Genomic DNA, 25,558 nt, shown 5'->3' on the forward strand with positions numbered 1-25,558 from the left:
GCTTTGCCGGCCGCATCCTTTCTTTGCCGGGGCCGGTATCAGCGTAAGTTTCCTTTTCCGGCCTTTCTTCGCCCATGCCCGCTACCACTGTCCCCGACACGCTGCTGCTCAACGGCCACCGCTACCGCTACGCCGACATCCAGGAATACCCCGGCCACGCTGGCCACGAGCTCAACGGCTACGAAGCCCGGGTGCTCGACTTCTGCCGGCAGTGGCTCAACGGTGTGCAGGAGTTCGGGCTGACCACTTCGGGCTCGACGGGCCCCGCCCAGCCCATCACGCTGCGTCGCAGTCAGCTGGTGGCTAGCGCCCAGCGCACCATGAATCACCTGGGTTTGGGTGTGGGCCAGCGCATGCTGGTGTGCCTGAACTGCGAGTACATCGGCGGGATGATGATGCTGGTGCGCGCCTTCGAGTACGGGCTGCACCTCACCATTACCGAGCCGGTAAGTGACCCGTTTGCCCTGCTCCCGCCCGACGCGGCGTTTGACTTCGGCTCCTTCGTGCCCTTGCAGCTGCGGGCGGTACTGGCGGCCGGCCACGCCCCGCGGCTGGAACAGATGCGGGCCATTCTCATCGGTGGGGCGGCCGTGGACGCGGGCCTGCTGCAGCTGGCCGCGCCGCTGCAAGTGCCGCTTTATCACACCTACGGCATGACGGAAACCTGCTCCCACATTGCCCTGCGCCGCCTCAACGGCCCCGACGCCTCGGCCTATTACCGCGTGCTGCCCGGCCTGCACGTGGAGCAGGACGCGCGCGGCTGCCTGGCCATTCGCGGCGACGTGACCAACCAGGAGCTGGTGCAAACCAACGACCTGGTGCGCTTCGCGGAGCACGACCACCACCTGTTCGAGTGGCTGGGCCGGGCCGATTTCGTCATCAACTCGGGCGGGGTGAAAGTACCGGCCGAAAAGGTGGAGCAAGTGCTGGAAGTGACGCTGGCCGAGTTGGGCCACCTGGGCCGCCGGGCCCTGGTCACCGGCCGCCCCGACGAGCGACTGGGCCAGCAGGTGACGGCCGTGGTGGAGGGCGAGCCGCTGCCCGAAGCGGCCTGGGAGGCGGTGCTGGCGCGGCTGCGCGAGCGGCTGGGCCGCTACGAAGTGCCGCGGGCCGTGTACTACGCGCCGCAGTTTGCCCAGACGGCCAACGGCAAGCTGGACCGCCGTGCCACGCTGGCCGGCTTGGATGTGACTTAGTGAAGTATCGTTCCAGGCTCCGCTAAGTCACTAAATCACCAGTTCATTCCCAATAATCGGGCGCGAATGCGTTGCTTTGCAGCCGATAATCCACCCCCGCCTTTTCCTTAATGAAACATACCCATTTGCGGCCCGCCGCGTGGCTGCTGGGCCTGGGCCTGGCCGGCTGCGCCGGGGCCACCGCTACCACGGCCCCCGCCACCACCGACGCCGTAGCCCTGGCCACCGTCAGCGCCGTCAGCAATGTGCCGCTTGATATGGCCCGCCCGGCCGCGCCGGAGCCGGTGGCCGAAGCCGCCAAGGATCAGCCGTTCCAGACGGTGAGCGAGCAGTTTGCCGACCTGCGCGTGCTGCGCTACCAGGTGCCCGGCTTCGAAACGCTGGAAGCCAAGCAGAAGGAGTTGCTCTACTACCTCTACGAAGCCGCCCTGGCCGGCCGCGACATCACCTACGACCAGAACTACCGCCACAACCTGCGCGTGCGCCGCACCCTGGAGGCCCTGTGGCCGCTGAACCAGCAGCGCATGGCCGCCACCAGCAACACCCAGCAGGTGGAGCAGGCCCAGAAGTTCAACGTGTACGCCAAGCGCGTGTGGTTCTCCAACGGCGTGCACCACCACTACAGCACCCGCAAGTTCGTGCCCGACTGCTCGCGCGAGTACTTCGCCGAGCTGGTGAAGGCCGCCGACCCGAAAACGCTGCCCCTGGTGGGCGGCGAAACGGTGCAGGAGTTCGTGATGAATATGACGCCCATCATCTTCGACCCGACCCTGGACGCCAAGCGCGTCAACCAGGAAAAGGACGCGGACTTGGTGCAGACCTCGGCCACCAACTTCTACCAGGGCCTGACCCAGAAGGAAGTGGAGGCCTATTACGCCCGCAAAATCGACAAGAAAGACCAGCGGCCGGTTTCCTACGGGCTGAACTCGCGCCTGGTGAAGGACAAGAACGGCGCCGTGGTGGAGCAGCCCTGGAAAGTGGGCGGCCTGTACGGCGAGGCCATTACGCAGATTGTGTACTGGCTGGGCAAGGCCGCCGATGTGGCCGAAAACCCCGAGCAGAAAAAGGCCCTGCAGAAGCTGGTGCAGTACTACACCACCGGCGACCTGAAGGTGTGGGACGAGTACAACATTGCCTGGGTGCACGACACCAAGTCGCGCACCGACGTGGTGAATGGCTTCATCGAGGTGTACGGCGACCCGCTGGGCTACCGCGCCACTTACGAGGCGGTGGTGTCGTTCAAGGACCTGGAGGCCAGCAAGCGCATCAAGGCCATCGGCGACCAGGCGCAGTGGTTTGAGGACCACTCCCCCATCAAGCCCGAGCACAAGAAAAAGAACGTGGTGGGCATCACGGCCAAGGTGATTACGACGGTGGTTGAGTCGGGCGACGCGGCCCCGGCCACGCCCATCGGCATCAACCTGCCCAATGCCACCTGGATTCGCAAGGAGCACGGCTCGAAGTCGGTGCAGCTGGGCAACATCGTGGAGGCCTACGACCAGGCCAACGCCGGCGGCATGCTCGACGAGTTTGCCCTGACCGACGCCGAGAAGCAGCGCGCCCGGCAGTACGGCTCGCTCGCGGGCAAGCTGCACACCGACATGCACGAGGTCATCGGGCACGCTTCGGGGCAGATCAACCCGGGTGTGGGCACTACCAAGGAAACGCTCAAAAACTACGCCTCCGCCATCGAGGAAGGCCGTGCCGACCTCGTAGCGCTGTACTACCTGATGGACCCCAAGCTGGTGGAGCTGAAAGTGGTGCCGAGCCTGGAAGTGGGCAAGGCCGAGTACGACAGCTACATTCGCGGCGGCCTGATGACGCAGCTCTCGCGCCTGACGCTGGGCGAGACGGTGGAGGAAGCCCACATGCGCAACCGTCAGATGGTGGCCAAGTGGGTGTACGAGAAGGGCCAGAAGGAGAAGGTCATCGAGAAGGTGACCAAGGACGGCAAGGTGTACTTCCGCATCAACGACTACCAGAAGCTGCGCGGGCTGTTCGGGCAGCTGCTGCGCGAAACCCAGCGCATCACCAGCGAAGGGGACTTCAACGGGGCCAAAAACCTCATCGAGAACTACGGGGTGAAGGTGGACCCGGCGCTGCACAAGGAAGTGCTGGCCCGCTACCAGAAGCTCAACATCGCGCCCTACGCCGGCTTCATTCAGCCGCGCTTGGTGCCGGTGGAGCGCGAGGGTAAGATCGTGGACGTCAAGCTGGAATACCCCTCGGACTTCGCCCAGCAGATGCTGGACTACGGCCGCAAGTACTCCTTCCTGCCGCACGTGAACTAATTGGTAGTTGTCAGTTGCGAGTTGTCAGTTCGTTCTGACGTCTGTCCTGACAACTCGCAACTAACAACTGACAACCAACAACTCGCAACTGACAGCAACCGACCCTGTTTGCACTTTTTCCGGTAGAAAGGCCGGCAGCACGCACCGTTGCTGCCGGCCTTTTTGCTTTCTTCGTGTTCCGACTCCTGAACCTAGCCGTTATGAAACACCTCTTCTCCACCTTCTCCCTGCTGCTGGCCCTGGGCCTGAGCAGCAGCGCCACCCAGGCCCAGACCCGCAACCTGGCCACACCCGCCCCCGACGCGGTGCGCTACGAGTACTGCGAGGTGCGCGTAGTGGGCAAAGACGTGTACGCCGACTTCGGCTACGGCTCCGAGAAGCTGGGCGGCCCCGAGCTGTCGAAGCTGGAGGTGGGCAAGCTGCAGGTATTTGCCACGCCCATCAGCGCCCTGAACTACATGGGCAACCTGGGCTGGGAGGTTATCCAGGTGGTGGCCGGCGGTTCCGCCGGCAACATCGACCGCAACGGCCCCAGCGGCAACCGTTACTACGTGCTGCGCCGCCCCCGCACCAGCACGGGCGTGAACGTGACGAAATAGCCCCTCCCCGCTTTCCCGAAGCAACGCCCGCCGCAGCCCTGAAGCCGTGGCGGGCGTTGCGGCATTTAGTGGGGTGCGACAGTGAACCTGGCCCGCGCCGTCAGGCGGCAAGCCGCGGATTGGCGCCGCTACGGACGCGGCTGGTAGTCGCTGCGGTGCAGGCCGCGCTGCGAGAACAGCGGCTCCCGGCCCCGTACCACCTTGTACAGGTCGCCGAGAAAGAGCTTGACGCGGCCGTAGAAAATGACGCCGCTGATGTCGTCTTCGAGCTTATCGGCGGTGAGCAGGGCCTGGCGGTAGCCCACGCCCGCGCCCAGCCCCACCCAGCGAAACACCCGCATGTGCCCGCCCACGGTGGGCTCGATCAGCCAGATGGTGCGGCGCGGCGAGTGGTACACGGTGCCGTCGGGGTAGCGGTAGCGCACGTAGTAGTAGCCCAGGCCGGCCTGCACGGGCGTGCTCAGCTCCCAGCGCGGGGTGCCCACCAGCACGTACTCGCCGTAGAGCACGCCGTAGCGGAAGCGGATTTTATCGGTGCTGCCCGGGGGCACGAAGCTGGGCGGCACGGCGCGGGTGTTGATGGCGCTGCTCAGGAAGTACAGCCCCACGCCGGTGCGCAGGCGGCCGCGCCACTCCACGCCCAGCTTCAGGCCGTTGATGCCCACCATTTCGCGCTGCAGCAGGGAATAGCGCTGGTCGAACTGAAACACCAGGCGGCGGTGGGGCTGGCGCACCCGGCTCGTGTCGACTGGCTCCGACGCGGGCGCGGCTGGCGCCGCCTGGGCCAGCAACCACGACAAACTCAGCAGGGCAGTACGCAGCAAGGTCTTCACGCAGCAAAGCTACGCGGCGGGCAGGGGGAAGTTGTGGCCGAAGCTGAACGGCCGGCCGACGCCCTACCCCGTCTTCGGCTCCGCTTCACCCGGCCGGCCGTACGGTTCGCCCGGTTCGGGCTTCGGGCGGGCGGGGCGGGCGCGTAGTTTTGGGCATCATCCACTTTCGCGCTGCCCCTATGCCCGCTCTCACGCCCGACCTCGTTTTTTCCCTGGCCAACGCGGCCGTGCTGCCCGCCTGGCTGCTGCTGGTCGTGGCCCCGCGCTGGGGGCTCACGCGCCGGCTGGTGCGCAGCGGGCTGTGGCCGCTGCTGCTGGCCGCCACCTACGCCGCCCTCATCCTCACCCACTACCTCGGCCCCCACGCCACGGCGGGCGGCTTCGGCTCCCTGGCTGAAGTGCGCGCCCTGTTCGAAGACCCGTGGGCGCTGACGGCCGGCTGGGCCCACTACCTGTGCTTCGATTTGTGCGTGGGCCTCTGGGAAGTGCGCGACGCCGAGCGGCGCGGCCTGCCCCACCTGATCCTGGTGCCGGCGCTGCTGCTCACCTTCCTGGTGGGGCCGGTGGGGCTGCTGCTCTACGCCGCGCTGCGCCTGCTGCGCCCCGCGCCGCACCCGGCAGCCGCCCAGTCGGTGGCATAGCTGCGCCTGCTTTTTCTACCAACCAAACCGCCTTTCTGACCTATGAAAACCGCCCTGGCACCCACTTTTTCGCTGTCCGAGCAAGCAACTACCCCTACCCGCCCGGCGGCCTGGCTGCGGGTGCTGCACGGCTGCCAGCCCGCGCTGGCCTGGGCCGGCTGGCTGCACCTGGGCTTGCTGCTGGCCTGCCTCGTGCTCTGGACGCTGGACGGCCGCACGGTCACCGGCCTGAACGTGTGGATCAAGCCGGCCAAGTTCAGCCTCTCGGGCCTGATCTACCTCTGGACGCTGGCCTGGCTGCTGGCCGACGTGCCGGCCGCCGGGCAGCGCGCGGCGCGGCGCATCGGGCGGCTGGTGGCCTTGAGCATGGTGGTGGAAATGGCGTGCATCGTGCTGCAGGCGGCCCGCGGCACTACCTCGCACTTCAACATCGGCTCGGCCTTCGACGGGGCGGTGTTTCAGCTCATGGGCATCTTCATTGGCATCAACACCGTGGCCATCGTCTGGGCGCTGGGGCTGGTGTTTCGGCAGCGGCCCTTCGGCTCGGCGGCCTGGGTGTGGGGCATCCGGCTGGGGCTGCTGGTGTTTCTGGTGGGCAGCGTGGTGGGCGGCGTGATGGCCGGGCGGCTGGCCCACACCGTGGGCGCCGCCGACGGAGGCGCGGGCCTGCCCATCCTGGGCTGGAGCACCCGCCACGGCGACTTGCGCGCCGCTCACTTCCTGGGCTTGCACGCCCTGCAGGCGCTGCCGCTGGCGGGCTGGCTGCTGGGCCGGCGGGTAGCGGGCCGGGCCGCCCAAACGCTGGGCGTGGCCGCCGTTGCTTTGCTCTACGCCGGCGCCGTGGGCTGGCTGTTCTGGCACGCCATGCAGGGCCTGCCGCTGTGGTAGGCGGTCAGTTGTCAGTTGTCAGTTGTCAGTTGGCTACGCCGTCTTACCTGCGCCCGTTCGTTCGGAGTACGTCTGCCGTTGTAGAGCGTCCCGGCTGGGCTGGTTGCTAAACCTAAGTACCTGCTTCTTCAACCCTTTCCCGCATGGACCTTTCTCAACCGGCCCGCCTGCTCAGCGGCATTGCCTTGATCCTGGTGCCGACCATTGCCTTCGGCGGCCATTTCCTGCTGCAGCTGCTGAGCGGCCGCCACGCGCAGCTGGGGCTGAACCCGCTGCAAAAATCCCTGATGCGGGCCGGCCACGCCCACGCCGGGGTGCTGGTACTGCTCTGCCTGCTGGCCCAGCTCTTCCTCGATTCGCTGGCCTTCGGCGCGGGCCTGGGCTGGGCCGTGCGGCTGGGCTTCGTGCTGGCGCCGATGCTGGTGAGCGGCGGCTTTTTCGCGGCGGCGGCGGGCCGGAATATCGTGCGGCCCGGCCGGGCCGGATTGGCGCTAATTTACGCCGGGGCCCTGCTGCTGACGTTGAGCACCGTGACGCTGGGCGTGGCCCTGGTGCGCAGCGCCTGATGCGCGGATTATGGGCGGCCCGCGTCATCTTTAGGCCATGAACGATTTGCGTCTGCGCCTCGTGGGCATGCCCGCGCTGAGCTTGCTCATTGCCGTGCTGAACGCCAAGCACTGGTATTCCTGGGGGCAAGCGGCCATGAGCTGGGGCATCTCGCTGCTGTTTACGGCCGTGCTCTGGCAGGGCACGCGCACCATCTGGGCGCTGCTGGTCGAGCGGTTTCCGCGGGTGGAGCAAACCGCGCGGCGGCTGTGGCTGCTGCTGCTCACCTGCCTGCTCTACACCAGTGCGGCCACCGTGGCGCTGGTGGCGCTCCTGCACCTGGCCATGCCCCAGTACTTCTCGCTCAGTCCCGCGGCGTTGCTCGGCCAGATCGGCTTCAACCTGATTCCGACCACCATAGTGATGCTGGGCTACGAGAGCCGGCACTTCTTTCTGCAGTGGGCCGAAAACGTGCGCCGCGCCGAGCAGCTGCTGGGCGCCAGCCAGCGCGCCCAGCTCGAAGCCCTGCAGCAGCAGCTCGACCCGCACTTCCTCTTCAACACCCTCAACACCCTGGCCGCCCTGGTGGAGCCCGACAACGCCCCGGCCCAGCAGTTCGTGGAGCAGCTAGCCGATGTGTACCGCTACGTGCTGCTCAGCCGCGAGCGGCGCACCGTACCGCTGCGCGAGGAGCTGGCCTTCGTGGAAGCCTACGTGGCCCTGCAGAAAGCCCGCCTGCGCGACAACCTGCAGGTGCACCTGACCGTGCCACCGGCCCTGCTCGACGCGCACGTGGCCCCGCTGAGCGTGCAGCTGCTGATCGAAAATGCGCTGAAGCACAACGAAGCCTCGCGCCAGCACCCGCTGCACGTGCGCGTGGCGGCCGCGGGCGAGTGGCTGGCGGTGAGCAACCCGCGCCGCGCCCGCAGCACCAGCCTCGCCCCGCCCGGCACCGGCACGGGCCTGCGCAACATCCGCGAGCGGTACACCCTGCTGCTCCCCGCCCGCCCCGTCCATATCGACGCGGCCCCCGACACCTTCACGGTGCGGCTCCCGCTACTGGGGAATTCTGAAGTATGAATGCTGAATTATGAATTCTCATGTCTTGCCCCGCCTGCTTTTGCCCTTCAGATGGCAGTTCATCGGCCCTGGCTCAGCGGTGCAGATTCCCGGCATCACCACCTCGGCCCGCCTATCTTCCAATTCATAATTCAGCATTCATCATTCAGAATTCAATCCCATGACCGTTCTGCTGCTTGAAGACGAATACCCGGCGGCTGAGCGCCTGCAGCGCCTGCTGGCCCAGGCCGCGCCCGAGGCCCGCGTGGTGGCCCACCACGACACGGTGGCCGGGGCCGTGGACTGGCTGCGCACCCACCCCGCGCCCGACCTCATCCTGGCCGACATTCACCTGGCCGACGGCATCAGCCTCGACGTGTTCGACCAGCTGGTGGTGACCACGCCCGTCATTTTCACCACCGCCTACGACCAGTACGCCCTGCAGGCCTTCCGCACCCACAGCGTCGATTACCTGCTCAAGCCCATCAAGCTGGCCGAGCTGCAGACGGCCCTGCAGAAGCTGCGCCAGTGGCACAGCCCCGCGCTGGCCGCCTCGGTGGTGGCCGAGCGCCTGCAGGACCTGCTGCACCAGGCACCGGCCGACCCGAGCGCCGCGCCCGCGCCCAAAACGCGCTTTCTGGTCCGCCAGGGCGAGCAGCTGCTGCCGGTAGCCGCCGCCGACATTGCCTGGTTTCAGAGCCGCCACGAGACGGTGACCCTGGTTACGCTGGCCGGGCAGCGCTACCTCGTCGACTACACCCTGGAGCAGCTGGAGCAGCGCCTCGACCCCGGGCAGTTTTTCCGGCTCAACCGGCAGTTCATTGCCCAGCTGGCGGCCGTGCAGCGCCTGCACCCGTGGTTCAACGGCAAGCTCAAGCTGGATTTGCAGCCCGCCCCGGCCGACGAGGTCATCGTGAGCCGGGAGAAGGCGGCGGCGGTGAAAAGCTGGCTGGAAGACTAGCCGCAACGCGCAGATTCGGCGTTACATACAATTCAACCTATTTTGAGCCAATTCCTTTCTTTAATCCTTACCGCATGAAAGCACCCCTACTCCTCGCGCTGGGCCTGCTGGGCCTGAGCACCACCGCCCGGGCGCAGGCTCATTCCTTTCCAACGGCTCCCTGCTATACCACCGGCCCGCTGTGGTTTCAGCAAAACCTGGCAAGTGCGGTGCAGACCCCGCCCTGGGCCGTGTCGCAGGAAATGCGCACCGTGGACGGGCAGACGGCCTGGCAGCTGCTGAGCACCGACCACCCCGTTAGCCTGCCGCAAAACCGCGGCTACGGCATTTCGCGCACCGACGACTGGGGCCAGACCTGGCAGTACCGCGCCCTGAGCGGCGGCAACAACCTGCGGGTGGAGCAGCTGACGCCCACCAGCGCCACCATGGCCTTCCTGCTGAAGTACGACGCCACCTGGCAGCACATGACGCTGGAACGCACCACCGACGGCGGTACCACCTGGAATACCGTGCTGCCCACCGCGCAGCTGCCCCGGTTTCCCCTGATGCAGTTCAGCAGCGCCACCGAAGGCCTGATTCTGGGCCAGCGCCGCGGTCCGGGCGGGGGCCTGCTGGCCCTGCGCACCACCGATGGCGGCAGCACCTGGGCGCCTCTGCCCGCCGCCGACCTGCCCACCGCCGCTTCGCCCAAGGAAATCGTGCTGTCCGAGAGCTTTACGTCCCTGGGCAACACGATGTGGGTTATGGCCTCCGACTCTGACTTTGTGGCGCCGCCCCGCCTGCTGCGCTCCACCGACCGGGGCCTGCACTGGACGGCCAGCGCCCCCATTCAGGGTATGGGCGCGGTGGCCGTGTACTACCGTTATTCATTGGCCTTCAAAGATGTTAACAACGGCTTGCTGGCCAGCCAGGGCGGCCTGCTGACCACCACCAACGGGGGCAACTCCTGGCAGGCCATAGCGAATACCGGCACGCTGCACACCACCAAAGTCAAGGCCATTCCGGGCACGCAGTTCTACATGAGCGTGGGCCCCGATGACACCGGCACCAATAACTACGGCGTGTCGTACAGCTACGACCAGGGCCTGACCTGGCACGAGCTGGCCTCCAATACCTACTTTTCCAGCTTCGACTACGCCAACTCCACCACCGGCTACTTCGGCGCCTACACCGACGCCAACGGCCAGGGCGGCGTGTACCGCACTTCGCAGGCCACCCTGGCGACCCAACCCGCAGCGGCCGGACCGGCGGCTTTCAGCCTCGCCCCCAACCCCAGCCCCGACGGTACCGTGCAGCTGCATACGGCCGCGCCCACCGGCGCCCGGCTGCGCATCTGCGACGTGCTGGGCCGGGAGGTGTACGCCCGCACCCTGCCCGCCGCCACCGGCCAGTCCCTGGTGCTGGATCTGGCGGGCCAGGCCAAGGGCGTGTACATCGTCAGCCTGACGGCGGGGCCGCACACGCAGCAGCAGCGCCTGGTGCTCCGGTAAGTTCTCCTGCCAATCAATACCGGCCCGGGGCCGGCAGCTTTGTCTGCCGACCCCGGGCCGGTGGCGTTAGGGCGGGTCAGGCGTCGTCGTCGGCCAGGGCTTCCAGGTAGGTCACTACTTCGGCCAGGGCCTCCACGCGGTGAAAGGGCACGCCTACCAGCTGCTCGGCGGGCACTTCCTCCATCACCCAGGTGGTGTGGTAGGGCACGTGCACGGCGCGGGCGCCGAGGCGGGCCACCGGCAGCACGTCGGATTTCAGCGAGTTGCCGATCATCACAAACTGCTCGGGGCGCAGGCCGTAGCGCTGCAGCAGGCGCCGGTAGGTGGCCTCGTTTTTCTCGCTCACGATTTCGACGTGGGCGAAATAGTCGCCCAGGCCGGAGCGGGCCAGCTTGCTTTCCTGGTCGAACAGGTCGCCCTTGGTGAGCAGCATCAGCCGGTGGCCCTGCTCCTGCAGCACGTCGAGCACCGCGCGCACGTCGGGCAGCGGCTCAATGGGATAATCGAGCAGGCGCTTGCCGTGGTCGAGGATCTGCTGGATTTCGCGGCCCGTCACCCGGCCGTCGGTCAGGCTGATGATGGTTTCGACCATGCAGATGATAAACGACTTGGCCCCGTAGCCGAGCAGGGGCAGGTCGCGGCGCTGCACCTCGTTGAAGCGCCGGCTGAGCGTGTCGGCGTCGGCGTAGTGGGTGAGCAGCTCGTAGAGCTGGGCTTCGGCCTGGTCGTAGTGCGGCTGGTTGGGCCACAGCGTATCGTCGGCGTCGAAGGCAATGAGCGTGGGAGCGGGCATGGCGGGGTGCGGCATTAGAATGGGCCGGACGGCTGGCAAAGCTACGGCTGGCGCCGGTTTAGCCGCCTGCGGCGGCGTAACCGGTGCCCAAAATAAAGCAGGCTTTCAGCCTGCGTGGAATGTTGCCGCGTAGTCCAGCAGGATTCATATGGGCGCCAGACGCAGGCTGAAAGCCTGCCCGAAAGTAGGGACCGGTTACACTGTCTTCGACAGCTAAACCGGCGCCAGCCGTAGTTTTGCCCATTATGAAGCACCAGATTGACCTCACGACCTGGAACCGCCGGGAGCATTTCGCGTTTTTCTCGGCCTTCGAAGAGCCGTTTTTCGGAGTGGTGGCCGAGGTGGACGCGGCCCGTGCCTACGCCCGCGCCAAGGCGCTGGGCGTGTCGTTTTTTCAGCTCTACCTGCACGCCGTGCTGCGGGCCGTCAACGTCGTGGAGGCCCTGCGCTACCGCATCGAGGACGGGCAGGTGTGGTGCTACGACGTCGTCCACGCCTCGGCCACGCTCACCCGCCCCGACAATACCTTCGGCTTTAGCTTCGTGCCTTACGCGCCCGCCCTGGCCGATTTTGGCCCCGGCCTGCAGGCCGAAATGGCGGCCGTGCGCCAGAGCAGCGGCCTGCGCCTCAACGACGTGACGGCCCGCCCCGACGTCATCCATTTCTCCGCTATTCCCTGGCTCAGCTTCACCGGCCTCACCCACGCCCGCTCATTCAGCTACCCCGACTCGGTGCCGAAAATATCGGTGGGCCGCACCCGCGCCGAGGGCCAGCAGCTGCTGATGCCCGTAGCCGTCAACGCCCACCACGGCCTGGCCGACGGCTACCACGTCGGGCTGTTCTTCGAGCAGCTGCAGCAGGCGCTGGATTCGGATGAGTCGGCGCCCGGCAGGTCAGCCTAGCAGCCACCCTAGCACGCCGGCCGCCCCAATACCTACGCTGGCGCCAACCAGCACCTCCGGCCCGGTGTGTCGGCGCAGCACCAGCCGCGATGCGGCCACCAGCCCGGCCAGGAGTGCCGCCCCGAGGCCCCACCCGGCGCCGGCCAGCAGCCCCACGCCCCCGGCCAGAAAAAACGACAGCGCCGCGTGCAGGGAAACTTTCAGGCGAAAATTCAGCAGGTAGCAGAGCAGAATCAGCCCCAGGGCTACCGCCAGCCCCGCCCGCCACGCTATCGGGGTGCCCACCAGCCACGTGCTGCCGGTAGCCAGTGCCAGCAGCGTCAGCAGCACGGGGTAGAACGAGTGGCGTTGTTCCCGCGCCGAAACGTCGAAGTTGGTGTACTGGCCGCGTCGCACCCGCCAGTAGTTCCAGGCCGCTACCGGCAGCACTACGCCGCCTACCACCGCCCCCGCCACCCAGGTGCCTGACTGCCGAGACGCTACCGCGCCCACGAACAGCGCCGCCGTCAGCAGCGGATGCCCGAGCCCCGATACCACGGTGGCCAGCAGCTTCAGCCGGGGCCCGGCCTCGGGAGCGGTGTTGTGCATACTGGGTTTGCCGGTGGCCGCGAAGCTTTTTACCTGTTACGTGTTACTTGTCACCCACACAACCCTACCGATCCAGCCACTGGCGGAAGGCGTTTACCCGTTCGCGGCTGACGAGCACGTCGCCTTCGGGGGCGGCGGGCTGCAGCACGGTTTTCAGACGGGAGTTGGTGTAGTGAATGATGTCCTGAATGGCGTCATGGTGAACGAGGTAGGCGCGGTTGAGGCGGAAGAACTGCTGCGGGTCGAGTAGCTTTTCCAGCTGTTCCAGCGTCTGGTCGAGCACGAAGCGGCGGTTTTCGCGGGTCTGCACGAAGGTGGCTTTTTCGAGGCTGAAGAAGTAGCTCACCTGCTCCACTGGCACCACTTTCAGGTGCTCCCCCACCTTCACCACAAACTGCTTTTTGTACTGGTGCTGCTGGGGCTGCAGCTGCTGCAGCATCTGGGCCAGCATGGCGGCATCGAAAGCGGGCGCCGGCGCGGGAGCCGGCGCCGCGGCGCGCACGGCCCGCAGCTTGTGCAGGGCCGCCGTCAGCTCGTCCTCGTCGATGGGCTTGAGCAGGTAGTCGATGCTGTTGACCTTAAAGGCGCGCAGGGCGTACTGGTCGTAGGCCGTGGTGAAGATGACCGGGCAGCGTACCGGCACGCGCTCGAACAGCTCGAAGCTCAGCCCGTCGGCCAGGTGAATGTCGAGGAAGAGCACGTCGGGCGGCGGGGCGGCGGCCTGCAGCAGGGCCACGGCCGCTTCCACCGAATCGGCAGTGGCCAGCACCTGCACGGGCGGCTGCTGGCGGCGCAGCAGGTCGGTGAGGCGGCGGGCAGCCAGCGGCTCGTCTTCGACTACAAAGGCGGTCATTTATCTAATGTGCTTATGTGGGGTGAATGTGCTGATGTGCTAATATGGGGTGAATGTGCTGATGGTGGTTCTGGGATTAGCACATCAGCACATTCTTCACATTAGCACATTAGCACATTAGCTCCAGCACGGGCAGCGTCACGCTGAATTCCGATTCGCCGCGCTCCACCTGCACCGGTTCCTGGGTGAGGTGACGGTAGCGCCCCTGCAGGTTGGGCAGCCCGATGCCGGCCGACTCGCCCGGGGCCACCCGGCGCGGGCGCAGCGTGTTCACCACGCGCAGCTGGCGGCCGTCCGGCGTCAGCTCGATGCGCAGCTGCAGGGGCTGAGCGGCGGTGGCTACGTTGTGCTTCAGCACGTTTTCGATGAGCAGCTGCAGGCTGAGCGGGGGCACCACGGCCTGGGGCGGCACCTCGGCGGCGGCGGGCATGGTCACCTGCAGGGCCTCGCCGTAGCGGATGCGCTGCAGAAACAGGTAGGACTCGGCAAAGGCCAGCTCGTCGTGCAGGGGCACTACCTCGCGGCCGCGGGCGTCGAGCACGTAGCGGTAGACCAGCGAGAGTTGGCGGATGAAGCGCACGGCCACTTTGGGCTCCTCCTCCACCAGCGAAGTCAGCGCGTTCAGGGCGTTGAACATGAAGTGCGGGTCGAGCTGCTGGCGCAGGGTTTCGGCCTCGGCCTGGGCCATTTCCTTCTGCAGCCGCTCGTTGCGCACCAGCGCCTCGCGCCAGCCCAGCAGGAAGGAGCGGCTGTGGAGCACCAGCGAAATGATGGAGGTGCAGATCAGCGGAAACAGGTAGCGGCCCGTCGACCCCGCGTCCCAGAGCGTGGCCACGGGGCGGCCCAGGTAGAGCACAATGAACGCGTAGTTGATGAGCACGATGACCAGCAGCGACCCGCCCAGCGACACCACGACGGTCAGCAGCAGGCGCCTGACGGGCTCGGTGCGCCAGCGGGCTACGCCGTCGAGCCAGTCGACGGAGTAGCCGTTGACCAGCCAGAGGCTCACGGTGTAGGCCAGGGTCAGCGTGAGGTTGATGCCCAGTTGCCGCGGGTCGGTCCAGCAGCTTGGGCAGGAAGCCAGGGCAATGCCCAGCGCCACTACCACAATGGTCAGGCCCGTGCGTAGCCAGCGTCGGCCTTGGCGCAGCGGGGGCATGGTCCGGTGGGAGCTGGGCATGGCAGGGCAATCGGAAACAGTGGGGGCATTCATCAGCGGGCGGGGCAAGATACGGCGGTAAGCCGGGCAACGGCGCGGCGGACTGGCGGGCGGCAGCTGGAGCAGTCCGCCCAGACCTCAGCAGGCACTTACTTGGTGGCGGCCTGCGGCTGCCCGGCCGGCTGCTGGTAGGCGGCCAGGCGGCCCAGCAGCTGCCGCTCGCCCCAGCTCGGGGCGTTGGGCGTGGCGGGCTTGAAGGCGGCGTAGCGGGCTTTGGCTTCGTCGTACACGGGCTTGGCCGCCTCGGTCCCGCCCCCGAACATCTTGGGCGTGAAGTAGAGGTTGTTGCCCTGCACCAGGTAGATGCGCGGGTTAGCCGGGTTCAGCTTTTTAGCTTCGGCCAGGGCCTCATCTACCTTACCCGAGTAGGTCATGGAGCGCGTCATGGGGGCCACGCCCAGGCGGGCCTGGTAGATGTAGGCCTGCAGCACCAGCAGCTCCGAGGCGTCGCCGCCGAGCTGGCGGGCCTGCTGCAGGGCGGCTTCGGCCTGGTCGAGCTGCTTGTCCTTCACGTCGCCGCTTTCCTTGCTCTGGAAGGTGGCGATGAGCAGGGCGTAGCTCTGGTAGTAGCGCGGCAGCCAGTCCTGCGGGGCCACGGTGGCGGCGCGCTCCAGCTTGCCGGCCAGCTCCTTCAGCAAGGCCGCGTCGCCGGTGCTCATGACTTCCTGAATGGTGGCGCCGAGCATTTCCTGGTAGCCGGCGGGCGCGGTTTGGGCTGCGGCCGGGGCCGGCTTGGTTTGGGCAGCGGCGGTAGTCAGCGAGGCAGCGGCCAGGGCGAGGATGAGCAGGGGCGTTTTCATGGTGATTGGGGGAGAAAGGTTGGTTTCGGATGAGGGTAGCGGGCTTTTGCCGCTCTGGTGATTCAAAGGTGGAGTGCCGGGCGTCGGGCTAAAACTTTCCGTTACCGAAGCGTCGAATCAGGCGGATGAGCTGCGACCGGGCGACGATAGGCGGATGGGCAGTTCCGGTAGAAGTACCATTATCAGAACCGGGGCAGCAGGAGGCTGAAGCGAGGAAAGTCTAGAGGCAGTATAGAGGCAGTATAGAAGCAGTGTAGAGGGAGGGCAGACGCACTATCTATGCGGAGTACAATCGGCAGGCCGGCTGTTCGGGACGGTTTAGCCCGCAGAGGGCGCGGAAGCTTGCGCAGAGGGCGCAGAGTCGTTCCGGTAAGCCGATAATAGCCGCTTACTCCGGCGCGGTTTCGGTGTCGGCGGGGCGCTTTTTGTTGATGGAGATGAGCAGGCCCACGAAGAGCATGCGCGGGGCCGAGGGCGTGACGGCCACGCCCTGGTAGCTGCCGGTGGCGTCGGGGGTGGCGGCGTAGCGGTAGCCGAACACGTTGTTGCGGCCCAGCACGTTAGAACAGGACAGGTGCACGATGGTGAGGTTTTTCCGGATGCTGGTGAGGTAGCTCAGGTTCAGGCTCAGGTCCTGAAAGCTGGGCGTGCGGCCCTGGTTGTAGCCGGCCCGGTTCGGGTCGTAGTAGCGGCGGGGCGAGCCGTAGCTGAAGGTGCCGCCGAGCAGCGTGTGCAGCCGGCTCACCCAGTATTTGCCTACCACCGCCAGGTTGTGGCGCGAGGCAAAGGTGGGCACGGCCGGCACCGGGTCCTGGCGCTGCTGCCGGCGCGTGTCCACCAGGCCGTAGCTCACCCAGTAGTCGAGGCCCTTCACCGTTTTTTTGTCGCGCCAGAACAGGTCCACCCCGCGGGCGTAGCCGCGGCCGGTGCTCTGGTAGCTGGCCGGGGCCAGGGGGAGCAGCACGTTGCCGGTCAGACCCAGCGGCACGTAGCGGGTGAGGTGGGCGTAGTCCTTGTAGTAGGCCTCCAGGCGCAGCGTCCGGTCGTTTTTGATGCGCTGGTAGCTGACGAGGTAGTGGGTGGCCCGCTCGAAGCGCAGGGCGGGGTTGTACTGCCCGAAGCGTAGCAAATCGTTGGCCGGCGTCTGGTAGAAATAGCCCCAGGCGCCCGAAAGCTGGGTGCCTTCGCCCAGCTGGTAGGCCAGGGCTAGGCGCGGGGCAACGTTCCAGCGGCCCAGCACCCGCGAGTACTCGGCGCGCCCTCCGGCCCGGGCCACCAGCTGGTTGGTGAAGGCCATATCCGACTCGGCAAAGGCGGCCACCCGGGTTTCGTCGAAGCCCGAGCGCAGCGTCAGCGCCTCCGCGGCATCGGGCTGGTACTGCTGCTGGTAGCGCTGCAGCAGCCCTTCGGCGCCCAGCTTGAGGTTCCAGTAGGTGCCGGCCGAGTCGTTGGTGAGCACCGCGCGGCCCACCAGGCTCTGCTCCAGCTCATGCACGCGCTGCACGTCGGGGCGGATGTCCTGCTCGTCGCGGGTGCCGGCCAGGCCGCTCTGCAGGCTCCAGCCCCGGCGCAGCGGGGTGCGGAAGGTGGCATTTAGGTACTCGTTGTTGTTGCGCAGGGCCACCGGCCGGCCGCCGTCGAAGGCCGGGTCGGGCTGGCGCAGGGCCAGGGCCGAGCGCGTGGCCGCGCCGTAGACCTTCACCATGCCCAGCGCCCCCACCTGCTGGCGCAGGGCCACCGAGCCGCCCGCCGCCTGCGGGGCCGCAGTCCAGCCAAAGCGCTGGGGCACCACGCCGTAGTAGGGCTGCAGGTTGGTGTAGTCACCCGTCAGGGCCACCGAGCTGCGCTCGAAGCGCTGCTGGTGCGAGAGGCTCAGCCCCACCGACAGCAGCGAAATGCCGGTCTGCGTTTCGGGCGCCAGGTCGTAGGAGTTCAGCCCCACCACCGCCGACAGCGCCTGCCCGTACTCGGCCGAATAGCCGCCGGTGCTGAAGACGGTGCCCTTGAAGAGGTTGGGCGAGAAGCGCCCGCGCGAGGGCACGCCGGCCACCGAGGCGTTGTAGGGGCTTTGCAGGGGCAGGCCGTCGAGGTACTGTTTGGTTTCGCCAGCCGCTCCGCCGCGCACGAACAGCTTGCCCTCCTCCCCCACCCGCGAGGTGCCCGGCAGCGTGTTCAGCGCCCCGTTGATGTCGGCCAGGGCCCCGGCGGTGGTTTGCACGTCGCGGGTGGTGAGCACGGTGCTGCGCTTCTCGTCGCTGGCCTCGAAGGCGCCGGCGGTGATGGTCACGTCGCCGAGCTGGTTGCGCACTTCCCTCAGGGTGAGCGTGAAGCGGTGCGGCTGGCCGTCGAGCACCACCGGCTGCTCCTGGGGCTGATAGCCCATCAGCGTAACCAGCAGCGGCAGGGTGCCCGTCTGGCGGGTGCTGAAGCGGAAGCGGCCCAGCGAGTCGGCCGTGGCCCCGTCGAAGGTGGTTTTCAGGAACACGTTGGCCCCGGGCAGGGGCTGGCCGGCGGCGTCGCGCACGGTGCCGCTGAGCGTGGTTTGGGCCAGCACGACGCTGGAAGTCAGCAGGGGCAGCAGGAGCAGGAGCGGGCGTTTCATAGCGCAGAAGGGCGAGGTTCTGCGTCAAAAGTGGCCGGGCGCAGGGCCTACGCGCCACTTGCTGCTACCGAAGCGTCGGATGAGGCGGATGAAGCGCCGTGGGGGCGGATGAAGCGCCGTGGGGGCGGATGAACTGCGGCGCGGGGCTGGTAACTTGGAGGCAGATACTGCTCGTGCTATGCGCCGCTTCGTTGTTTTATCCGCCTTCTGCCTATGGTGGCTCCTGGCCGTTCCAGCCGCTGCCCAGTACCGCGCCTACCAGGAGGTGTACCGGTCGTTGACCGCGTACGACCTGCCTACCGACTGGCCCGGCCCGTTTTACTGGGACGAGCCGGCCTACCCGTTTCACCTCACGGCCCAGCAGCTGCGACGCCACCGGGTCCGCCGCCTCACCATCAGCGGCCAGGGCTTCGCGCTGGAGGAAAAGCAAAAGGACAGCGGCGACTTCGGTCGGGAAATGCGGCTTATCGGCGAGATGCCTGAGCGCGGCCCGAAGGACTACGCGGAAGCCCGCGTGGGCTGGCGCAGCACCTACGAGTACGACCAGCAGGGCCGGCTGCTGCAAGCCGAGTGGCAGGATTCACTGCTGACGTGGCGCCACGTCCCCGACGTAGAAAATAATAGCCGCCGCGTGCAGCTGCGCTATGACGCGGCCGGCCGCCTGCAGGAAACCCGCCTGGACGTGGACTGTTACCGCTGCGAAGATTCGCGCCTCAGCGCCGACTACAGCAACCTGACGCCCCTGCACCAGCGCGACTACTACGACTACGCGCCCAACGGCCAGCTGCGCCGCCGGCTCACCAAAACATATAAAGTGCGCGAAGTGTACGATGCCCCCGGCTTTCGGCCCGATTCCAGCGTCAGACAGCCCGAAAAGCAGTATAACGAGCCGCGGGTGCTGTATTTTCCTTACTGGACCGAAGAGCGGTACCGCTACGACGCGGTCGGCCACCTCATCGGCAAAACCACCTACCTAACCGTCGGCGACTCGCTGTTTCGCGGGGCCAGCCGGCTGACCGGCAGCTGGCACGGTACTTACAACGCCCGTGGCCAGTTGGTACGCGCGGTGGAGGCCGAAGGCTCCTATCCGTTCAGCCAGTTCGGTTTTCTGGAACTGAATCCCGAGTACATGCCGTGGGATATCGTGATTCGGGACGTGGACTACCGGGGCCGCCGGCGCGTGGCCGAGCGGCAGCAGCGGCACGAGTGCAGCAACAGCCACACCACGTATCCGCTGGATACGACCCTGTTGCGACAAGGCGTGCTACGCCTCCCCGCGCACGATTCTACCGCCCGCATCCGCCCGTACCGCCACCGCATGCTCGACAGTCTGCGCTACGACCGGCGCGGCCAGCTGCAGACCCGCAGCCAGACCGATGGCCAGCAGCAGCGGCTGTCATTTGCCCGCTGGCAGTACCGGGGCCGCCGCGAGCAGCTGGACTACGAGGAGTCGGCGCCGGCGGTGTGCCGCCTGCGCCGCCGCGACTGGCGCGGGCAGGTGCGCGAGGAACTGCTGGTGAGCATCCGCCACAAGCCACTGTATCAGAAGCTACCGCCCGAACCCATTACGCCCGCTACGCCCGATTCGCTGCTGCCGCTGAACACCTTGCTATTCTGGCGCGGAAGCAGCGTGTTCCGCTGGCAGTTCAGCTACCAGGGCGGCCTGCTGCGCCGCGCCGAGCTGCGCACGGCCTACAACCGCTCAAACTACCGCCGCCAGCCCCAGGACACCGTTGACAACTGGGTGGCCCGGCAGCTGCTACTGGCCCCGGCCGGCCAGCTTAGCCGGCAGGTGCGGCAGGTGCGCCGCCGCTGGCCCGACTGGCCCGTGAATACGTATGCCAACCGCCTCTTCGACCGGTTCGAATACGAGTTCTATCCGCGCTGATAGTCGCCGCCTATGCCCCCGGCAGTGTGATGGTAAACGTGGTGCCCACGCCCTCTTCCGAATGCAGCGTGAGCGTGCCGCCGTGCCCGCTGGTCACGATGTCGTGGCTAAGGGCCAGGCCCAGGCCGGTGCCTTCGCCCACGGGCTTGGTGGTGAAGAAGGCCTCGAACACCTGCGCCTGCACCGCCGGGCTCATGCCCACGCCGTTGTCCTGCACCTGCACCTGCACCCCGCCGCCGGGTAGCGGACGGGTGCGCACGGTCACGGCAGGTCGGTAGTCGGGCGCGGCGCCGAGCTGGCGCTGGCGGGCGGCATAGAAGGCATTGGTGCCCAGGTTCAGCACGGCCCGGCCCAGGTCCTGGGAGGCCACGGGCAGCGGCGGGAGCTGGGGGTCCAGGTCGAGGTGGCGACGGGCCTCGAAGTCCGGAAACTGCTGCCGCAGCCCCTCGTAGGCCAGGCCGAGCTGCTCGGTGACCAGGGCGTTGAGGTCGGTGGGCTGACGCGGGGCGGGGCCGGTGCGGGCGTGGTCGAGCATGCCGCGGATGATGGCCGTGGCGCGCTGCCCGTGCTGGCTGATGCTGAGCAGATTGTCCTTCAGCCCGTCGAGGATTTCGCGGTCCAGGGCCCCGTCGCCGGTCAGGCGCTGCTGGCCGTTGATGGCGGCCAGCAGATCGGTACCAGCGGCGGCAAACTGCTTCACGAAGCCCAGCGGATTCTGCAGCTCGTGGGCCACGCCGGCCGTCAGCTCGCCCAGAAACGCCATTTTCTCGCGCTGCACCAGCTGGGCCTGGGTCTGCTTCAGCTCCACCAGGGAAGCCTGCAAGGCCGCATTGGTGCGCTGCTGCTGGTGCTGGTGCCAGCCCAGCAGGGCCACCAGCACCAGCAGCACCGCCAGGCCGCCCAGCAGGGCATAGTGCTGGTAGCGGGCCCGCAGCTCGTGCTGGGCCGCCGCAGCCTGCTGGGCGCGCTGCCGCTCCCGGTAGTCGAGGCTCTGCAGGCGCATTACCTGCTCCTGCCCGAAGAGCGTGTCCTTCATCACCAGCATCCGGCCCTGGTACTTGAAGGCGCTGTCGGTGGGGCCGCGCCGCGCAAATTCCTGGGTGAGCAGGGTGCTGGCGTTGAGCACCCCGCGCAGGAAGCCGTTGGTCTGGGCCGCCTGGTAGCCCAGGCGGGCGTAGTAGATGCTCGAATCGGGGCGGTGCTGCTGCTGGTAGAGCGCGGCCAGGCCCACGTAGGCGAAGTTGAGGCTGCGCAAATGGTGCAGGCGCCGCGACTCGGCGATGCTACGGCGGTAGTAGCTCAGCGCCTCGGCCGTGCGGCCCTGCTTGCGGGCTTCCTGGCCCAGCCCGTACAGAATGTAGTTGGTCGGCGTGTGCAGGCGCCGGGCCATGTCGTAGGCCTGCTGCTGGAAGTACTGGGCCGAATCAACCTGGTTGTACAGGTCGTAGGCCAGCCCGATGTTGCTCAGGTCCACCACCTGCCGCCGCTCGTCGCCGAGCTGCCGGCCGAGGCGCAGGGCCTGAAAGTAGTAGCTCAGGCCCACCTGCCGGTCGCGCAGATACACGTAGATAATGCCGATGCTGCGCAGGTTCTGGGCCTGCAGGGGAAGGTCATTGGTGGCCTGGGCCAGGCGCAGCGAGGTCTGAAACAGCTCCAGCGCCCGGGCCAGGTTGCTTTCGCGCAGGGCCGCGCCCTGGCGGTTCAGGGCCTCGCCCTCGCCGTGGCGGTAGCCGATGCGCCGGGCCAGCTCCAGGGCGCGGTCGGCGTAGGCGGCGGCCGAGTCGGTACTGCGCACCCAGTACTGGTCGCTGATGCGGCAGAGCAGCAGCACGCGGGCGGTATCGGGCAGCCGCGGCTCCCGCGCCTGGAGCAGCAGGCTGTCGAGCATCTGAGCACCGGGGGCCGCCCGCAGGGAACCGCTGGTCAGGCCCAGCAGGGCCGCCGCGCAGATCAAGCCGCGCAGCAGAAAGCGGCAAAACAAAGAAAGAGGCACAATAGGGCAGGTAGGGCAACGGCTGCAGGAAGCAGCCGCCAGGCATGGAAACACAAATATATCAGCTGGTTTAGTGGTTTATCATACCATTGTCAACTGCGCCCACGCGTCAGTAACTGCGCGGGCTGCCGGCCGGCAGCCCGTTACCAATCAGGCTGGCCCTCAAACCAATTCTCAGGGTTGCTTCGGCCGGTTTTCCCTCGAATTTTACCAGCAGCGCGGAACAACCGCCTTGCTTAGCTTTAGCTCATGCTTTGTCGCACTATTCCTGGCTTTCTGCTCAGCGGGCTGCTGGCCTGCCAGTCGTCGACCTCTGAAATACCGGCGGCAGCGGCGCCGGCTATGGCCACTGATTCAGTGACTACTCCAGCGGCGGCCCGGACTCAACCGGCCCCCAGCACGCGCCCCCCGGCCCGCCCGGGCGCTTATCCATACACCATTCTGCCCATCGACGAAACGCCGCGTGAACCAGCGCTACGGGCCTTTATCGAGCAGGTGCTGCGGGCCTGCGCCCGACAGGACCAGCGCGCATTGCTGGCGTTGGTCGACGCCAACGTAGCCGTGTCGATGGGCGGGGGCATCTACGGCAAGGCGGGCTTTGTTTCTGACTTTCTGAACAACCCCACCAAAGGCAGCGGCTACAAGCGGCTGCAGCAGATTCTCCGGCTGGCGGCACCATCAGGCGCGACTCGGCCGGCCGCTTGACGGCCACGTATCCGTACCTGCAGGATGCGGGCCGGTACAGCCAGCCGGTGCGGCAGCTGGATTTTGAACCGTTTGTGACCTTCGTGGGCACCACGCCTAGTGTAGTGGTACATGCGGCTCCCAGTAGCCGCAGCCCGGTGGTTCGGCGGCTGGCCTATCCGCTACTCATCACCCCCTACGACTCGGTCAGCCGGGCAGATTTCTGGCTCCCGGTGACAGCTGCCGACAGCAGCTTCCAGGGCTACGCCGACGCCCGGCAGCTCTACTGCCTGGCCGATGTCACACTGACCATCGAGCAGAAAAACGGCCGCTTGCGCATCACCAGCGTCATTCCCTACGACTAGCGCGCCGGCACCGGGTAGCGCCCGAACAGCTCCGTCACGGCCTCGTCGACCCGCCGGGCCGATTTGGCGGCGTCCTTGCTGAGCGGGCTGGCCGTTACGCCCTGCCACACCAGGTCGTTGCGCCGGGCATCCACCACGTCGACGGTGACGGTGCCCACCTGGTAGGTGCCCACGGGCACTTCGCCGGCCTGCCAGTGGTAGTTGCGCTGGCCAATGTAGTACGGGGCGCCGTCGGTGCGGAAATCGGTCTGGCGCGTCTGCACCTTTTCCTCGTTCACCACCCCGATGTTGACCCAGAGCTCCGGCCGCTCGGCGCGCTGGTAGCCGCGGCGCTCCATCTCGCGGGCCACGGCCTGCTTGACTTCCTCCACGCCCACCCCGGCCGTGCGAAACGCGGCTTCGTTGCGCGCCTCGCCGGGCAGAAAGTTGTAGGTACGGTAGGCCGTGAAGTCGATGCCCGGCGCCTGCTCCGTCGATTTGATTTCGGTGGTGGAGCAGGCCGTCAGCAGGGCGGCGGTGAGTAGCACTAGCAAAGACGTCTTCATGGCAGTGGCAGGTAAAATGGCTCCGGGCAGACACTTGGCGGCGGCCCGGGGCTATATGTTTACGGGCCGGGGCCATTACCGGCCTCCTTTCCCCCCCACTTCCGCGCATGAGCTGGCATTTCCTCGGCAGCTGCCTCGACGGCGAATCGTTCCTCATCAGCGGCCTCGACGTGTGGCAGCACCCCTGGCGCAGCCAGCCTGAATCGGCCACCGTCACCGACCCGATTTACGGCGTCAGCAAGGTATTTGGGGTGTACGCCATCGGGCCGGCCGAGGCACCGGTGCGGTTTGCCGCCGGCGAGTTTTCAAACTGCGTCTGGGGATTTTACCGGCCGACGGCTGAGCAACCAGCTGACCAGCACGAAAATAAGCCGATATGAATATTGTATGAAGAATGTTGTGCGGGCTATATTTGCAGGTTGCTGCGGCGGCTTCCATGGCTCCGCGGCGGCACCTGCCCTCTTTACCTACTGCCGGCGCTGCGCGGTGCCGGTTTCCCACCTACCTGCATGAGGTACGTTTTACTGTTGCTGCTGCTGGGCGTGAGTCTCAGCGGCTGGGCCCAGGGCCATACCAATACCTGGGGCTGCCAGAATTTCTACAAGACCAAAGCCTACGAGGACGCCACCGCCCGGCCCGAGCCTTGCTGCTGGCCCTGCCCGCCCTGCAAGGCCAAAGAAGACGCCGAGCTGGCCAAGAAAAAGGCCGAAGATGAGCGCATTCAGGCCGAAATCCTGGCCCGCATCAACAAGAAGAAGGCTGATGAGCAGGCCAAGCGCGACGCGGCGGCCAAGGACCTGGCCAACCGCCGCTCGGCCGCCCTCAGCCAGCTCACCGCCACCGAGGCCAACGCCCGCGAGTTTGACCGCCTGAACCAGGCCAACCAAGAGCGCCGCGCCGCCGTGCGCCGCCGGTACCAGCAGCAGGAAGACCAGGCCAACAAGGCTTACGCCGACTACCTGCGCCAGCTGCAGGACGCGCAGGGCGCCACCGCCTCGGTGGCCGCGCCCGAGGACTTCTGGAACGAGACCGTGCCGATGAGCAGCTTCGAGCCGGTGGAAGACCCCAAAACCCGCCTCTGGGGCTACCAGAACAAGCAGGGCAAGCCGGTGCTGGAAGCCCGGTACCAGCAGGCCCTGCCCTTCCACCAGGGCGTGGGCCTGGTGCTCTACCGCGACCCGAAAGGCACTTACACCCGCCAGCTCATCAACACCCGCGGCGAGGTGGTGCGCAGCTTCGACAAAAGCTACTTCGAGACGGTGGGCGGCGGCACGCTCACCGACTTTGCCCCGTCGTCGGACCACGGCAAGGCCTTTTCCGGCGGGCTGCTGGTGGTGGAGTTCAGCAAGAAGCCCTACGACCGGAACACCCGCGTGGGCTGCATCGACACCAAGGGCAACGTGGCCATTGCGCCGGCTTTCTATTACATCAAGCCCTTCCGCAACGGCACGGCCGAGGCCGCCCGCTTCGAGGACGAGGAGCGGTACAGCTTCAAGGACGAGTACCCCGGCACCTACGAGGCCAACTTCACCTACCTGCAGGTGGGCCTGATCGACCGCACGGGCAAGTGGGTGGCGGAGCCCCAGAAAAAGATGGTCTACAACTACGGGCTCTGGGGCGAGAACATGTACCTGACGGTGGAATCGGCCAACGCGCCGCGGCTGTCGGAGGAAGAGAAACGGGCGCAGAAGGCCCGCGCCGACCTGGAAAAGAAGAAGGCCCGCGCCGTGTCGCTGGCCAAGCTCGAAGCCGACGTGCAGCAGCGCGTCGACGCGGCCAAGGCCCGCGGCTACCTCACCGAAGGCGCCCAGCGCAACTAACC

Annotated in this window: 24 protein-coding genes; 15 read left to right on the top strand and 9 right to left on the bottom strand. The window is 67.1% G+C overall.

Going from position 1 to position 25,558, the window contains the following annotated elements; translation table 11 throughout:
* Nucleotides 1-74: 74 nt before the first annotated feature.
* From FDY95_RS21475 to FDY95_RS21485, 3 genes are all read left to right on the top strand, one after another.
* Nucleotides 75-1,196, top strand: a complete 1,122-nt coding sequence (locus FDY95_RS21475) for an AMP-binding protein (RefSeq protein WP_138080858.1) — start codon at nucleotides 75-77, stop codon at nucleotides 1,194-1,196.
* A 110-nt stretch (nucleotides 1,197-1,306) separates the two neighbouring features.
* Nucleotides 1,307-3,487 (top strand): dipeptidyl-peptidase 3 family protein, encoded by a 2,181-nt coding sequence (locus FDY95_RS21480; protein ID WP_246074097.1) that lies wholly within the window; start codon nucleotides 1,307-1,309, stop codon nucleotides 3,485-3,487.
* Nucleotides 3,488-3,687: 200 nt separating this feature from the next.
* Nucleotides 3,688-4,086 (top strand): hypothetical protein, encoded by a 399-nt coding sequence (locus tag FDY95_RS21485; RefSeq protein ID WP_138080860.1) that lies wholly within the window; start codon nucleotides 3,688-3,690, stop codon nucleotides 4,084-4,086.
* Nucleotides 4,087-4,214: 128 nt separating this feature from the next.
* Here FDY95_RS21485 and FDY95_RS21490 read toward each other — a convergent pair whose 3' ends face one another.
* Entirely contained in the window at nucleotides 4,215-4,919 is a 705-nt protein-coding gene (locus tag FDY95_RS21490) for a hypothetical protein (protein WP_138080862.1), read from the bottom strand.
* A gap of 179 nt (nucleotides 4,920-5,098) precedes the next feature.
* Between FDY95_RS21490 and FDY95_RS21495 the strand changes: the two genes are divergently transcribed.
* From FDY95_RS21495 to FDY95_RS21520, 6 genes are all read left to right on the top strand, one after another.
* Nucleotides 5,099-5,560, top strand: coding sequence for an ABA4-like family protein (locus FDY95_RS21495; RefSeq protein WP_138080864.1), 462 nt, complete (start codon nucleotides 5,099-5,101; stop codon nucleotides 5,558-5,560).
* A 42-nt stretch (nucleotides 5,561-5,602) separates the two neighbouring features.
* Nucleotides 5,603-6,448, top strand: a complete 846-nt coding sequence (locus FDY95_RS21500; RefSeq protein ID WP_138080866.1) for a hypothetical protein — start codon at nucleotides 5,603-5,605, stop codon at nucleotides 6,446-6,448.
* A gap of 143 nt (nucleotides 6,449-6,591) precedes the next feature.
* Nucleotides 6,592-7,014 carry a hypothetical protein gene (locus FDY95_RS21505; RefSeq protein WP_138080868.1) on the top strand — a complete coding sequence of 141 codons (423 nt, stop codon included), beginning with the start codon at nucleotides 6,592-6,594 and terminating at the stop codon, nucleotides 7,012-7,014.
* Nucleotides 7,015-7,051: 37 nt separating this feature from the next.
* Entirely contained in the window at nucleotides 7,052-8,074 is a 1,023-nt protein-coding gene (locus FDY95_RS21510; RefSeq protein WP_138080870.1) for a sensor histidine kinase, read from the top strand.
* A gap of 160 nt (nucleotides 8,075-8,234) precedes the next feature.
* Nucleotides 8,235-9,014, top strand: a complete 780-nt coding sequence (locus tag FDY95_RS21515) for a LytR/AlgR family response regulator transcription factor (RefSeq protein WP_138080872.1) — start codon at nucleotides 8,235-8,237, stop codon at nucleotides 9,012-9,014.
* A 74-nt stretch (nucleotides 9,015-9,088) separates the two neighbouring features.
* Complete coding sequence (locus FDY95_RS21520) at nucleotides 9,089-10,504, top strand: T9SS type A sorting domain-containing protein (protein WP_138080874.1); 1,416 nt, start codon at nucleotides 9,089-9,091, stop codon at nucleotides 10,502-10,504.
* Between the two features lie 76 nt (nucleotides 10,505-10,580).
* On the opposite strand, the gene FDY95_RS21525 is transcribed toward FDY95_RS21520, so the two are convergent.
* On the bottom strand, nucleotides 10,581-11,297 hold the full coding sequence (locus FDY95_RS21525; protein WP_138080876.1) for an HAD family hydrolase: 717 nt from the start codon (nucleotides 11,295-11,297) through the stop codon (nucleotides 10,581-10,583).
* A 245-nt stretch (nucleotides 11,298-11,542) separates the two neighbouring features.
* Between FDY95_RS21525 and FDY95_RS21530 the strand changes: the two genes are divergently transcribed.
* Nucleotides 11,543-12,199, top strand: a complete 657-nt coding sequence (locus FDY95_RS21530) for a chloramphenicol acetyltransferase (RefSeq protein ID WP_138080878.1) — start codon at nucleotides 11,543-11,545, stop codon at nucleotides 12,197-12,199.
* On the opposite strand, the gene FDY95_RS21535 is transcribed toward FDY95_RS21530, so the two are convergent.
* From FDY95_RS21535 to FDY95_RS21555, 5 genes are all read right to left on the bottom strand, one after another.
* Nucleotides 12,191-12,787, bottom strand: coding sequence for a hypothetical protein (locus FDY95_RS21535; RefSeq protein WP_138080880.1), 597 nt, complete (start codon nucleotides 12,785-12,787; stop codon nucleotides 12,191-12,193). The genes FDY95_RS21530 and FDY95_RS21535 overlap by 9 nt on opposite strands.
* Before the next feature lie 64 nt (nucleotides 12,788-12,851).
* Complete coding sequence (locus FDY95_RS21540; protein ID WP_138080882.1) at nucleotides 12,852-13,640, bottom strand: LytR/AlgR family response regulator transcription factor; 789 nt, start codon at nucleotides 13,638-13,640, stop codon at nucleotides 12,852-12,854.
* Nucleotides 13,641-13,749: 109 nt separating this feature from the next.
* On the bottom strand, nucleotides 13,750-14,820 hold the full coding sequence (locus FDY95_RS21545) for a sensor histidine kinase (protein ID WP_171025783.1): 1,071 nt from the start codon (nucleotides 14,818-14,820) through the stop codon (nucleotides 13,750-13,752).
* A gap of 128 nt (nucleotides 14,821-14,948) precedes the next feature.
* The gene (locus tag FDY95_RS21550; RefSeq protein WP_138080885.1) at nucleotides 14,949-15,659 is read right to left on the bottom strand and encodes a hypothetical protein; all 711 of its coding nucleotides are present in this window, start codon (nucleotides 15,657-15,659) and stop codon (nucleotides 14,949-14,951) included.
* 388 nt (nucleotides 15,660-16,047) lie between these two features.
* The gene (locus FDY95_RS21555; RefSeq protein ID WP_138080887.1) at nucleotides 16,048-18,261 is read right to left on the bottom strand and encodes a TonB-dependent receptor; all 2,214 of its coding nucleotides are present in this window, start codon (nucleotides 18,259-18,261) and stop codon (nucleotides 16,048-16,050) included.
* 178 nt (nucleotides 18,262-18,439) lie between these two features.
* Between FDY95_RS21555 and FDY95_RS21560 the strand changes: the two genes are divergently transcribed.
* Nucleotides 18,440-20,149, top strand: a complete 1,710-nt coding sequence (locus FDY95_RS21560; protein ID WP_138080889.1) for an RHS repeat domain-containing protein — start codon at nucleotides 18,440-18,442, stop codon at nucleotides 20,147-20,149.
* 10 nt (nucleotides 20,150-20,159) lie between these two features.
* Here the strand turns inward: FDY95_RS21560 and FDY95_RS21565 are convergent, their stop codons facing one another.
* Nucleotides 20,160-22,130 carry an ATP-binding protein gene (locus tag FDY95_RS21565; RefSeq protein WP_138080891.1) on the bottom strand — a complete coding sequence of 657 codons (1,971 nt, stop codon included), beginning with the start codon at nucleotides 22,128-22,130 and terminating at the stop codon, nucleotides 20,160-20,162.
* A 261-nt stretch (nucleotides 22,131-22,391) separates the two neighbouring features.
* On the opposite strand from FDY95_RS21565, the gene FDY95_RS21570 reads away from it, so the two are divergent.
* The gene (locus FDY95_RS21570) at nucleotides 22,392-22,847 is read left to right on the top strand and encodes a hypothetical protein (RefSeq protein WP_138080893.1); all 456 of its coding nucleotides are present in this window, start codon (nucleotides 22,392-22,394) and stop codon (nucleotides 22,845-22,847) included.
* On the top strand, nucleotides 22,844-23,191 hold the full coding sequence (locus FDY95_RS21575; protein ID WP_138080895.1) for a hypothetical protein: 348 nt from the start codon (nucleotides 22,844-22,846) through the stop codon (nucleotides 23,189-23,191). The genes FDY95_RS21570 and FDY95_RS21575 overlap by 4 nt, the downstream gene beginning before the upstream one ends.
* Here FDY95_RS21575 and FDY95_RS21580 read toward each other — a convergent pair.
* Nucleotides 23,188-23,736, bottom strand: coding sequence for a DUF4136 domain-containing protein (locus tag FDY95_RS21580; RefSeq protein ID WP_138080897.1), 549 nt, complete (start codon nucleotides 23,734-23,736; stop codon nucleotides 23,188-23,190). The genes FDY95_RS21575 and FDY95_RS21580 overlap by 4 nt on opposite strands.
* A gap of 107 nt (nucleotides 23,737-23,843) precedes the next feature.
* Here FDY95_RS21580 and FDY95_RS21585 point away from each other — a divergent pair, with 107 nt between their 5' ends.
* Nucleotides 23,844-24,116, top strand: a complete 273-nt coding sequence (locus tag FDY95_RS21585) for a hypothetical protein (protein WP_138080899.1) — start codon at nucleotides 23,844-23,846, stop codon at nucleotides 24,114-24,116.
* Between the two features lie 129 nt (nucleotides 24,117-24,245).
* Nucleotides 24,246-25,556, top strand: coding sequence for a WG repeat-containing protein (locus FDY95_RS21590; protein WP_138080901.1), 1,311 nt, complete (start codon nucleotides 24,246-24,248; stop codon nucleotides 25,554-25,556).
* Nucleotides 25,557-25,558 lie beyond the last annotated feature (2 nt).

It is taken from the genome of Hymenobacter jeollabukensis (genome assembly GCF_005771675.1).
In the GTDB taxonomy this organism is placed as follows: Bacteria; Bacteroidota; Bacteroidia; order Cytophagales; family Hymenobacteraceae; genus Solirubrum; species Solirubrum jeollabukense.